This is a genomic window from Streptomyces sp. BoleA5 (assembly GCF_000373665.1).
Lineage (GTDB): Bacteria > Actinomycetota > Actinomycetes > Streptomycetales > Streptomycetaceae > Actinacidiphila.
Genome location: NZ_KB892098.1, coordinates 1 through 11262 on the forward strand (window position 1 = coordinate 1; position 11262 = coordinate 11262).

General features: G+C 73.9%; 11 protein-coding genes and 1 pseudogene. 2 read left to right on the forward strand and 10 right to left on the reverse strand.

The annotated features are described in order from the left end of the window. The 5 genes and pseudogenes from B085_RS50005 to B085_RS42240 all read right to left on the reverse strand — a co-directional run. A pseudogene (locus tag B085_RS50005) lies at nt 1-186 on the reverse strand (ABC transporter); the annotation flags it as partial. 80 nt (nt 187-266) lie between these two features. Then, nucleotides 267-1217 carry an ABC transporter ATP-binding protein gene (locus B085_RS0113300; protein ID WP_026250998.1) on the reverse strand — a complete coding sequence of 317 codons (951 nt, stop codon included), beginning with the start codon at nt 1215-1217 and terminating at the stop codon, nt 267-269. A gap of 13 nt (nt 1218-1230) precedes the next feature. After that, nucleotides 1231-1674, reverse strand: a complete 444-nt coding sequence (locus tag B085_RS0113305; RefSeq protein ID WP_106434930.1) for a GntR family transcriptional regulator — start codon at nt 1672-1674, stop codon at nt 1231-1233. A 196-nt stretch (nt 1675-1870) separates the two neighbouring features. Continuing rightward, complete coding sequence (locus tag B085_RS0113310; RefSeq protein ID WP_018559057.1) at nt 1871-2764, reverse strand: DUF4232 domain-containing protein; 894 nt, start codon at nt 2762-2764, stop codon at nt 1871-1873. Nucleotides 2765-2859: 95 nt separating this feature from the next. Beyond that, the gene (locus B085_RS42240) at nt 2860-3084 is read right to left on the reverse strand and encodes a hypothetical protein (RefSeq protein ID WP_018559058.1); all 225 of its coding nucleotides are present in this window, start codon (nt 3082-3084) and stop codon (nt 2860-2862) included. A 228-nt stretch (nt 3085-3312) separates the two neighbouring features. On the opposite strand from B085_RS42240, the gene B085_RS0113320 reads away from it, so the two are divergent. Next, nucleotides 3313-4365 (forward strand): alpha/beta fold hydrolase, encoded by a 1053-nt coding sequence (locus B085_RS0113320; RefSeq protein WP_018559059.1) that lies wholly within the window; start codon nt 3313-3315, stop codon nt 4363-4365. Nucleotides 4366-4510: 145 nt separating this feature from the next. Here the strand turns inward: B085_RS0113320 and B085_RS0113325 are convergent, their stop codons facing one another. The 3 genes from B085_RS0113325 to B085_RS0113335 form a co-directional block, all read right to left on the reverse strand. Further along, nucleotides 4511-4921, reverse strand: a complete 411-nt coding sequence (locus tag B085_RS0113325) for an ester cyclase (RefSeq protein WP_018559060.1) — start codon at nt 4919-4921, stop codon at nt 4511-4513. Between the two features lie 93 nt (nt 4922-5014). Next, nucleotides 5015-6685, reverse strand: coding sequence for an LCP family protein (locus tag B085_RS0113330; RefSeq protein WP_018559061.1), 1671 nt, complete (start codon nt 6683-6685; stop codon nt 5015-5017). 376 nt (nt 6686-7061) lie between these two features. Continuing rightward, complete coding sequence (locus B085_RS0113335) at nt 7062-7922, reverse strand: alpha/beta fold hydrolase (RefSeq protein ID WP_018559062.1); 861 nt, start codon at nt 7920-7922, stop codon at nt 7062-7064. Between the two features lie 110 nt (nt 7923-8032). Here B085_RS0113335 and B085_RS0113340 point away from each other — a divergent pair, with 110 nt between their 5' ends. After that, a complete protein-coding gene (locus B085_RS0113340) occupies nt 8033-8998 on the forward strand; it encodes a DUF1152 domain-containing protein (RefSeq protein WP_018559063.1) in 966 nt (321 codons plus the stop codon). A gap of 25 nt (nt 8999-9023) precedes the next feature. Here the strand turns inward: B085_RS0113340 and B085_RS0113345 are convergent, their stop codons facing one another. Next, nucleotides 9024-9953 (reverse strand): SDR family NAD(P)-dependent oxidoreductase, encoded by a 930-nt coding sequence (locus B085_RS0113345; protein ID WP_018559064.1) that lies wholly within the window; start codon nt 9951-9953, stop codon nt 9024-9026. 86 nt (nt 9954-10039) lie between these two features. Continuing rightward, a complete protein-coding gene (locus tag B085_RS0113350; RefSeq protein ID WP_018559065.1) occupies nt 10040-11236 on the reverse strand; it encodes an Ig-like domain-containing protein in 1197 nt (398 codons plus the stop codon). Between the last annotated feature and the right edge of the window lie 26 nt (nt 11237-11262).

Here is an 11262-nt window from a genome sequence, read left to right on the forward strand (position 1 = left end):
GAGCCGGGCGCTGTACGGGGTGATGTCCTCCATCCACGTGTCGGGGGAGGAGCGCGGCCAGCCCTTCGCGGTGAGGTGGTCGAGCAGGCCGGCGCGCTGGTAGAGCATCCACGCCACGGCGAGGGCGGTCAGGGCCAGCATGGTCCAGAAGGCGGCGCGGTGCTGGCGCCAGATGAGCCAGGTCATGCCGCNCANCCGNGGGCGGCGGCTGCCACCCCCGGTGACCGGGAGCGCGGGCGGTGCGGACGGGGTCGTGGTCGCGTTGCTCATGCCGCCGCCCCCCGCGGGCCGGACGAGCGGCCCGGTATCCGCGCCACGGGACTGATCAGCGGCGGCGCCTCGGGCGAGCGCAGGTAGGCGAGCAACAGTTCCTCCAACTGCGGGGTCTGGGACTGCCACTGGCCGCTCACCGGACCGTCCGGCCGGATCAGGGCGGTGGCCTGGCGCCCACTGGTGCGGTACTCCACGACGGTGTGCCGGGCCAGCTCCGCGGGCACCCCCACGCCCTCACCGCCGCTCACGCCCTGCAGCAGCACATGGGCACTGCGGATCTCGTCCACGTCCCCGGCCATACGCAGGCCACCGGTGGAGATGACCAGCAGGAAGTCGCACACGCTCTCCAACTCGCTGAGCATGTGCGAGGACATCAGCACCGTGGTGCCGTGCTCGGCGGCCTCCGCCATCAAGGTGCTCATCATCTCGTGGCGCACCAGCGGGTCCAGGTCGGACATCGGCTCGTCGAGCAGCAACAGGTCGGGCCGCTTGCCGAACGCCAGCGCGAAGGCCACCCGGGTGCGCTGGCCGCCCGAAAGGGTGCCGACCTTCGCGTGCAGAGGCACATTGCCCGCGCGGACGATCTGCTCGGCGGCCCGCTGGTCCCAGCCCGGGTTCAGCTCACGCCCCAGCCGCAGCGTCTCGGCCACCGTGAAACGCTTGAACAACGGCTTCTCCTGCGCCAGGAACGCCGTACGGCGCCCCGCCTCCGCCGACCGCGGCTCCGCCCCGAACACCGTCAAGGTGCCCTCCGTCGGCTCCAGCAGATTCGCCGCGATCGACATCAGCGTCGTCTTGCCCGCACCGTTGGGACCCACCAGCCCGCAGATCCGCCCCGCCGGCAACCGGAACGAACAGTCCCGCAGCGCCCAGCCCCGACGGTACCTCCGCCCCACCCCATGAGCCTCGATCGCCGACTCCTCCAAAGGACCCCCCATGTCCATGGGGTCCGTGGTCTCACGCACTGGTCATCCTCTTCTCCCGACCTTCCGGTGTTCCGCCTGCCGCCGGGATACCGGCGTACCGCTCCTCCAGGACCGCCGCGACCAGCGCGGCCACGTCCTCCCGTTCCAGGCCCGCCTCCTGGGCCCGGGCCATCCACGCCTCCAGTTCCCCCCGCAGCGGGGAGTCGGCGCCCGCCTGGGGGCGGGCCAGTGAGCGGCGGATGAAGGTGCCGAGGCCGGGCCTCGGCTCGACCAGACCCTCGCGTTCCAGTTCGCGGTACGCCTTGAGCGTGGTGTTCGGATTGACGGCGCTGCTCTCGGCGACCTCCTTGGCGGTGGGCAGCCGGTCCCCCGGCATCAGGACGCCCAGCCGGAGAGCCTGTTTGGTCTGCTGCACGATCTGCTGGTACGCGGCGATCCCGCTGCGCCGGTCGATGCGAAACTCCACGAGGTTCAACACCCTTTAGCTACTCGATTAGTGGAATGATGATGGGAGGGCGGCGCGAGCCGTGTCAAACAGAGCGGCCACCTCGGTGTCCCTCGGGACAGAACCGTGACAATCGTGATGCGGGGGAAGCGCGTGGTCCCGGACAGCACAAAGGCCCCGGGCGGGCGGCCCGGAGCCTTCGTGCGGACGGGGGGAGTTCAGCGGTTCACGGGGCCGGCGCGGCCTTCCAGGCGCTGACGCCGAGCTTCCCCGTGGTGCCGAGGTCGAACTCCGGGGTCAGCGTCACCGGAGCGGAGCCGGGTGTCGCCCGCACCCTCGCGTAGGGCGCGTCGACGGGCGTGCCGTCGGTGACGGTGTTGCGCCACATCAGGCCGGCCGTCGCACTCTCGCCCGGTGCCAGGGTGACCGGGCGGGGCGGGTCGTCGAAGCCGGTCACGAGGGCGACGCCGCCGCTGCCGCGGAACACCTCGACGTCCGTGACGGGCTTCCGCTCCTCGTCGAGGAGCCGGACCAGCGGATAGCCCTCGACGCGCCGCACACCGGACGAGCAGTTCTCCAGGCGGAGTCCCACCACGCGCAGCCCCATGGCGGCGTCCCCGTCGTCGGCGGTCAGGCGCAGCCCGGAGGCCGGGCAGGGGCCTCCCGGGGCCGGCGCCTCGTCCGCCGGGACGCTCCTGACCTTGACGACGCGCACCCGTTCGCCGCCGGACCGCGGCGCGAGCGGTGCGCCGAGGTCGGCCTCGCCCCGCACGGTCCGGCCGGGCGGGACAGCGGGCACGGTGTGCGGCACGTTCGCCAGAGCCTCTCCCGCACCGGTCGTCAGCCCGAAGGTGACGGTGTACGTGAGGGGTTCGCCGGAGTGATTGGTGACACGGAACGCGACGTGGAACGGGGCGGGGCCGGTGCAGTGGGCGGGCCGGGTGCCCACCGCGGTGATCTCGACGTCGCCGTCCCCCTCGGCGGCCCCGGACGCCGGGGCGACCGGGACCACCGAGGAGGCGCACGAGGGGCGGCCGTCCCCGTGCGGTACGTCGCAGGCCGTCGCCAGGAACAGGGGACCGGCGAGCACGGCCGGGAGGAGGAGGGCGGGGGAGCGCATCCGGCGACCCCATCAGGGCCCTCCCGTCCCGGCCGTGGCGGAGGCCACAATTCCCGTCACACGACGGTCACAAAGTGCGGCGCGCGGGACGGCGGTCAGCGGGAGGCGGCGCTGTCGATCCACGCGACGACGGCGCCGACCGTGGCGTCGTCGAGCTGCCGGGCGATGGTGTGCACGGCGTCGCTGTCCCCCGGGAGCGGGGGCACCCCGGCCGCGATGAGCGCGGCGTGGAGTTCGATCCAGCGCGCGTCGACGGCGTCCAGATGGGCCCCCAGCGGGACACCACCCGGTGACTGATGCGGAGTATCGAGAAGGTTCATGGTGTTTCCTCTCGGATCTCGGACGGTGTCGACCGGACTCGCCGTGCAGGACTGCCGCGCCGCGCCCGCCGGTTGCGCCGCGACCCCGACTTCACCCGTCCGGCCCTCACCGTGTCCCCCGGGGCCTGTGCCATGGGGATGACATTCGGCGCTCCGGCGACGCGGGCTGTGCCGCACGGGGCATGGCCTATCCCAGTGCCCGCGCCCGCATCCCACGGAAGGCCTCGGATGATCGACAGGCGGACCTTCGGCACGATCGTCGGCACGGGAGCGGTCGCGGCCACAGTGGCCGGGCTCGCGACGGGGTGCGCGACGACCGGACCGGACGAGAACAAACCGGCGCCGCCCATGGCGCCCGGCAAGGAACGGCCCGGCGACGCGGCGGCGTTCGGCCCGCTGAAGCAGGTGGAGGCCGGGGTCCTGGACGTCGGCTACGCGGAGGCCGGACCGGCCGACGGCCCCGCGGTGATCCTGCTCCACGGCTGGCCGTACGACATCCACAGCTATGTCGCCGTCGCCCCGCTGCTGGCGGCGAAGGGCTACCGGGTCGTCGTCCCCTACCTGCGGGGCCACGGGACGACGCGCTTCCTGTCCCGCTCGACACCGCGCGACCCCCAGCAGGCGGCGTTCGCGCTGGACATCGTCGCGCTCATGGACGCCCTGGGGATCAAGAAGGCGGTCCTCGCCGGCTTCGACTGGGGGTCGCGGACCGCGGACATCATCGCGGCGCTGTGGCCGGAGCGGGTCAAGGGACTCGTCTCGGTGACCGGCTACCTGATCACCAACCGCGAGGCGAACAAGCAGCCGCTCCCGCCGAAGTCGGAATGGGCCTGGTGGTACCAGTACTACTTCTCAACGGAGCGAGGCCGTAAGGGGCTGGAGCGCTACCGGGACGATCTGGCCCGGCTCGTGTGGAAGTTCAACTCCCCGACCTGGGGGTTCGACGACGCCACGTTCGAGCGCACCGCGACCGCCTTCGACAACCCGGACTACGTCCCCATCGTCATCGGCAACTACCGCTGGCGCCTGGGGCTGACGGAGGGCGACCCGCGTCACGCGGACATCGAGGCGCGGCTCGCCCGCGGGCCCGTCATCACCGTGCCCACGATCACCCTCGACGGGGCGGCCGATCCGTTCACCCCGCCGGGCGACGGCTCGGCCTACCGGGCCAAGTTCACCGGGAAGTACGCGCACCGCACGCTGCAGGGCATCGGGCACAACGTGCCGCAGGAGGCGCCCGCGGCGTTCGCGCAGGCCGTGGTGGACGTCGGGCGGCTCTGACCGTTCGCCGGCCGTCCGGGGCCGCCGCCAGGGTCGTCCGCAAAGCGGCCGGCCCCCGTGACCCGGCCCGTCGGCGCGGCCCCGGCGGGCGGGGCGCTGTTCGAACTCCGCCTGCCGCCGGCGGCCCGGGACCGAGACGCGTCGGTCAGGGGGTGAGGCCGAGCTGGCGCAGCATGCCGAGCTGGTCGCTGCTCCCCCAGCGCTCGACCATCTTCCCGTCGGCGAACCGGCTGATCTGCATGCCCCGGTAGCTGACGGTGCGCCCTGTCGGGGCGTGGCCCATCAGTTCACCGAGGTGCGTGCCGGTGATGGTGTACGCGAAGGCGATCTCGTCGTCGGTGGCCATGACGTGCTCGACCTCGACGTGCAGATCGGGGAACGCCCGCCGCATCTCGCCGAACATCTCCTCGTAGCCCTCCGGCCCGGGCCCCTGGCCCGGGGCGGGGTCGTGGTCCACCGATCCGGCCGCGACGAATGCGCCGAGTTCGTCGAGATGGCCGCCGTTCACCGCTGTTCCGAAGCCCTCCAGGACGGAGATGTTGTCGCTGCGGGACATGCCGCGCTCCTTGCGGTCGCGATCTCGGGCGCGCGGGGCGCCCCTTCCTCCATTCCACCGTAGGCGCGGCGCGGCGAAGCGGCCTGCCGGGACTCAGCCGACGCATTCCTCCTTGTCGGCGCGCGACTGCGGGATGTCGTCCGGCAGGCGGTCCGGGTCGGCGAGCGGGGTCCCTGCGCCCCGGTAGTCGCCGCCGAGGGTGAGAGTCATGTCCGCGCCGGGTTCGGCGTCGGCCGCACCGGGGTGGAGGGCGGTGGCGGGCAGTCCCATCATCGCGGCCAGGGCCCTGGCCTGGTCGGCCTGGTCGGGCGCGTACTCCAGGGTCGTGCGGTCCTGCTTCCCACCGGGGGCGTTGCCGCCGTTGGTCGAATGAGCGACGCCCTTGGTGTTCTGCAGCCACTCCAGGGTGTCCTGCGCCGCGCCCCGCGTGCCGCCGCCGTTGTGGATGAGGACCCGGACCTGCGACGGATCCGCCTTGGGACCGCGGAGCTTGGTGTCGGTGGCGGCGGGCTTCTTCTTCGCCTTGGTCAGCGAGACGTCGTTCTTTATGGCCTTGAAGAGCGCGGGCGCCCTCGTGTCGTCGACGACGACCGTCGCGTGCTTCGTCCCCTCGGCCGGGTTGTCCTTGACCGGGAGCGTCGTGAAGGTGATGTGCTCGGGATCGACCCGGCTCAGGTCCTTGGCGAGATCGGTGAGCTTGGCGACGCCGCCGATGCCGGTGTCGACCGTGAGCGACTTGGTGGCCGCGTTCGCCAGCTTGAAGAGCTTCGTGGGGTCGGTGAGGGTGTCACCGGACTTCATCTGCCGGATCATCGAGCCGAGGAACTGCTTCTGCAGGTCGATCCGGTCCAGGTCGCTGCCGTTCTTCAGGGAGTGGCGGGTCCTGACGAAGGCCAGGGCCTGCTCGCCCTGGACCTTGTTCGGTCCGCTGGGCAGGTCCAGATGGGAGCCCTCGCCCTCGGGGGTCGTGTCCTTGATGGGGTGGGTGAGGCAGATCGGCACCCCGCCGACCGCCGTGGACAGCGTCTTCACGGCCTCGAAGTTGACCAGGACGAAGTGGTCGACGGGGATTCCCGTGATCTTCGTGACGGTCCGCATGGTGCAGCCCGGGTCGCGGCCCTCCTGGCCGAGGCTCTCGTTGAAGCGCGGGCTGAACCGCCCCTGCGGTGTGGCGGGGATCGTCTTGGTGGAGCCGTCCTTCTGCTTGGTCGGGCAGTCCGGTATGCCGGTGACCATGTCGCGCGGGATGCTCATGGCGGTCGCGTTCGACCGGTCCTTGGCCACGTGGAAGAGGATCGTGGTGTCGGCGTGGCCGACACTGCCGGCGTCCCCGTACTTCACGCCCAGGCCCTTGCGGCTGTCGGTGCCGATGACCAGGATGTTCACCGCGTCCTTGCTGGTCACCTGCCTGCTGCCCGCCGTGCCGACGTCGACGGTGGCGATGTTGCCGTCGAGATGCCGGTACAGGAGCCAGGCACCGGTGCTGCCCGCGAGCAGCACGAACCCGAGCGTGCCCGCGGTCCACATCAGGACCTTCCGCTTCATGGAACGCTTCGCCTTGCGGGACGCGGGGGCCCCGGCGCGGCGGCGGCCCTGTTCCGGGACGGGCCGCCGCTCCTCGCGGCGCGCACGCCGGCCGCCCTGCCGGGGCACCGTGGGGGCCGGAGGGGCGTCGGAGTCCAGCCGCAGCCGGTAGTCACCGGTCTCGGGGTCGAGGACCCACTGGTCCGCGGGGTCGATGTCGCTGCCGTCGTGCCTGTCCACGGTCGTACGGGTCCTCCGTCCACGCCCGGGGCGCCGCCCCCCGCGGTGCGCCCGGTCGTCGCCTGTGTGGGTTTGGGTCCACCCCGCGGCCGGCCCGGGGCAACCGTTCAGACATCCGAATACGGCAGATGGTTGTCCTGGCGCGGTCAACTCCCTTGCGAGCCGGGGAAGCACACGGGATTTCCGCGGCGGCCGAACCGGGCCCGCCGGGCCGTCACGTATTCCACCGGCAAGCCGCGCTCGGGGAACTGGCGCGCGCTCGTCGCGGCGACGCGACGAACGACGTGCCGGTCGCCGTCGCCGTCGCCGCCCGCGCCCCGCCCTCCCCCGCCTCGCCCGGCGTCGTCCACAGCCTGTGGACGAAGCCGGCGCGCGCTCAGCCCCGCCCGGCGGCCCGCCGGGCGAGCCAGTCCAGCGCGTCCGTCGCCGAGGCGAGGACCGAGATGTGCCCGGCGCCGGGACGCGACCACAGCTCCGCGTCCGGGCACCGCCGGGACAGCCACGCACCGTGCGCGGCGGGCACGATGCGGTCCGCCTCGCCGTGCAGGACCAGGACGGGCGCGGTCACGCCGGCCGGGTCGAAGCCCCACGGCGCCACATAGGCGAGGTCGTCGTCGACCATGCCGCCCGGACCGCCCTCGAGCGCCTTGCCCGCGACGTCGCCGAGCCACGCCCACGCGCCCGCCAGCGCGGCGTGGTCCTCGGGGGTGAAGAGCTCGGGGTCGAAGTCGTCGGAGGCCAGCCGCGCTTCGAGCGCCGCCCGCCCCCGGACCGCGGCACCGAGCTCCGCCGCGCCGGAGGGCCCCATCCCGGCGAACCAGTCGAGCCCCTCCGCGCCGAACGGCGCCAGGCCGGCCCCGCAGACCACCGCCAGGACCCGGTCCGGCAGCAGGGCGGCGCAGGCCAGCGCGTGCGGGCCGCCGCCCGAGTGGCCCATGACCGCGAAGCGGCCGATGCCCAGCGCGTCGGCCACGGCCGCCGCGTCCCCGGCCGCCGAGGCGATGTCCCGGCCCGGACGGGGCGTCGAACCGCCGTACCCGGGGCGGTCGTAGCCCACCCAGCGGATGCCGCGCTCGGCGGCGGCGGCGAAGAGCGGCTCCGGTGGCGTGCCGATGTTGGGCGTGCCGTGGTGCCACAGGACGGCCGTTCCGGCACCGTCCTCCCTGCCGCCCGGCCCGGTGTCGTACACGTGCAGCGTCCGCCCGTCGGCGAGTGCGATATCCGTCTCCGTCACCATCCGGCCGAGTCTAGGCCGCGTCACCGACACCCCACAGGGACCGGGCGAACGCCCGCCGCGGGCGCGGAAATCCGCTGCCCCGGCGCACCGCCCGCTGTTACCGTCCCCCGGTGTTCTCCCTCCTCGAACCCGCCCTGTTCACCCGGCTGCGCGACGCGCGGCGGATCCTCGTCGCCGGGGCCGGCGGCGGCTTCGACGTGTACGCCGGGCTGCCGATCGCCCTGGCGCTGCGCGAGGCCGGCAAGGAGGTCCACCTCGCCAACCTCTCCTTCGCCGACCTGTACGGCCTGGACCCCGACGTGTGGCTGGACCACGACGTCGCCGCCGTGCGCCCCTCGACGGCCGCCCGCGGCGACTACTTCCCCGAACGGACCCTCGCCCGCTGGCTGGAGTCGCAGGGGCTGCCCTCGACCGTGTACGCGCTGTGCCGTACGGGCGTCGCACCCCTGCGGGCCGCGTACCGGGCGCTGATCGGCCACCTGGGCGGGGTCGACGCGATCGTGCTGGTCGACGGCGGCACCGACATCCTCATGCGCGGCGACGAGAGCGGACTCGGCACTCCCGAGGAGGACATGGCGAGCCTCGCCGCGGTCGGCGGGCTCACCGGCGTCCCGCAGCGCCTGGTGGCCTGCCTCGGTTTCGGCGTCGACGCGTACCACGGGGTGAACCACTCCCTGGTGCTGGAGAACCTGGCCGCCCTGGAGCGGGACGGGGCGTACCTCGGCGCGTTCTCGCTGCCGCGCGACAGCCGCGAGGGCCGGCTCTACCTCGACGCGGTCGCGCACGCCCAGGAGGCGACCCCGGAGCACCCGAGCATCGTCCACGGCTCGGTCGCGGCCGCGGTGCGCGGCGACTTCGGCGACGTGCGGTTCACGGAACGCACCAGGCACAGCGAGCTGTTCGTCAACCCGCTGATGGCGATGTACTTCTGCGTGGACGCGGTGGGACTGGCCGCCCGCAACCTCTACCTCGACCGGCTGGAACGGACGCAACTCACCCGGCAGATCAGCTCGATCGTCGAGGAGTTCCGCGACGAACTGCCGCGCCAACGGCCGCCGCGGACCTTCCCGCACTGACCGTCCCCGCCCCCGCCGGTGGCGGTCAGCCGCGCACGTCCGCCGCGAGGCAGTCCAGCGACATCCGCCACAGCAGCGCGGCCGCGTCCGGGTCCAGCGCGTGGTCGGCCACGCCGCCGGAGGTCCCGGGGAGGTGGCGGTGGGCCTCGGCGCAGTCCTCGAAGTAGCGTCCGGCCACGTGCTCCAGCCCGGGCGCGGTGGCGACGTACACAACGGTGGCGGCCCCCTGTTGCGGGGTCTTGAAGGTGCGGCCACCGGACGCGGCGGCGTCCAGCGCCTCGCGGGTGAGGTGCCGGGACAGGTTCGTGCCCAGCACCGCCCCGGGGTGGACGGCGTTGACGGTCACGCCGTCGGCGGCCCAGCGCCGGCCGGCCTCCACCGCGAAGAGGACGTTGGCGGTCTTGGACTGGGCGTACGCGAGGCCGGCGTCGTAGGGGCGCTCGCGGAAGTGGACGTCGTCGAAGTGCACCGGGCTGTGCAGGTGGGCGACCGAGCTGAGGGAGACCACGCGGGCGCGGCCCGCGGCGGCGAGGGCCGGGTGCAGGCGGGTGGCGAGAGCGAAGTGCCCGAGGTGGTTGGTCGCGAACTGCAGTTCCCAGCCCTCGGGCGTGCGCGTCTGCGGGGTCATCATGACCCCGGCGTTGTTGACGAGGACGTGCAGGGGGCCGTGCCAGGCGGCGGCGAAGGCCGCCACGGAGCGCTGGTCCGCGAGGTCGAGCGGAGCGACCAGCACCCGCCCGGCGCCGCCGGACGCGATGCCGGCGGCCGCGCGTTCGCCGGCGGCGGTGTCCCGTACCGCGAGGGTGACCTCGGCGCCGGCGCCGGCCAGGGCGCGGGCGGTCTCCAGGCCGATGCCGGAGGCCGCGCCGGTGACGACGGCGCGGCGGCCGGTGAGGTCGATGCCGCCGACGACCTCGGCGGCGGTGGACTGTGCGGTGAAGCCGGAGCCGGTCATGGCGCTGCCTTCCTCTCGGCGGGGCGGTGGCGCCGCCCCCTTCCAGGCAACCACCGCCGGCCGTCCGCGGCGCCCCCGGGCGGCGGTCAGTGCAGCGCGCTCTTCTCCCGCCAGCGGTCCCAGCTCACGTTCCAGTCGCCGAAGCCGTTGTTCGGAGCGACCGTGCCCTTGGCCTCCGACCCCTTGATCTCGAAGGGGTCGCCGACCCGGATCCGGGAGTACAGCCAGTCCGCGTCGGCGTCGCTCATGCCGACGCAGCCGTGGCTGCGGTTGGCCCGGCCGAAGAACGCGGCGTTCCAGGGGGCGGCGTGCGCGTACATCCCGGACCAGGTGAGCCGGATCGAGTCGTGGACCGTCTCGTCGTAGGCGTCGCCGAGGCCGACGGTCTCGGAGTTCATCCGGACCGTGCCCTCCTTGGCCAGCACCACCGCCGTGCCGCGCCACGAGCCGGTGTCCGGTCCGGGCGTGCCGCCGGAGACCGGGACCGTGCGCACCGTACGGCCGTCGCGCCGCAGGGTGAGCCGCTTGCGGTCGAGGTCGACCTCGACCACCTGCCGGGCCCCGACGGTGAAGGAGGCCTCGTAGTCGCGGACGAACCAGCCGCCCCGCCCGGAGTCGGTGCCGTCCAGGCGGGCGTCCAGGGTGACCTCGGTGCCCGGCCGCCAGTACTCCCGGGGCCGCCAGTCGACCCGGTCCCGGCCCGAGTAGTCGGTCAGCCAGCCCCAGGAGCCTTCGGTGCCGTCGGAGGTCGTCACCTTCAGTTGCCGCTCCACGGCGGCCCTGTCGGTCACGGGGTTGTCGAAGACGAGGGATATCGGCTGGGCGACGCCGACCGTGGTGCCGTCGCCGGGCCGCCAGTCCACCTTGTTGACCTTGCGCGCCGCGGCCGTGGTGAAGCTCGACTCGCTCCTGCCGGTCCTGCCGCCCGGGGTGCGGGTCCCGGCCTCGACGGTGTACGAGGCGCCGGGCACGACGTTGCGGTCCGAGGTCCAGGTGCGGCGGTCCGCGGACAGGGTGCCGGTCAGCGCCTTGCCGTGCGGCCCGGCGACGGTGACCGCCGTGAGGGTGCCGCCCTTCGCGGTGACGCGGACGGGCTCGCCGGCCCGTACCCGCCCGCCGTGCGGGGTGACGGTGACGGTCGCCGCCCGCTCCTCGCGCTGCTCCGTGTCGCCGGCGGCGTGCGTCGCCGCCGGGGCGGCGCCCGAGCAGGCGGTGAGCACGGCGGACAGCAGGGCGGCCGCGACGGCGGCGGTGCGCAGGCGGGGCCGGCGTATCGGGCCCACACGTTTCCGGGACACGGAGACCTCCG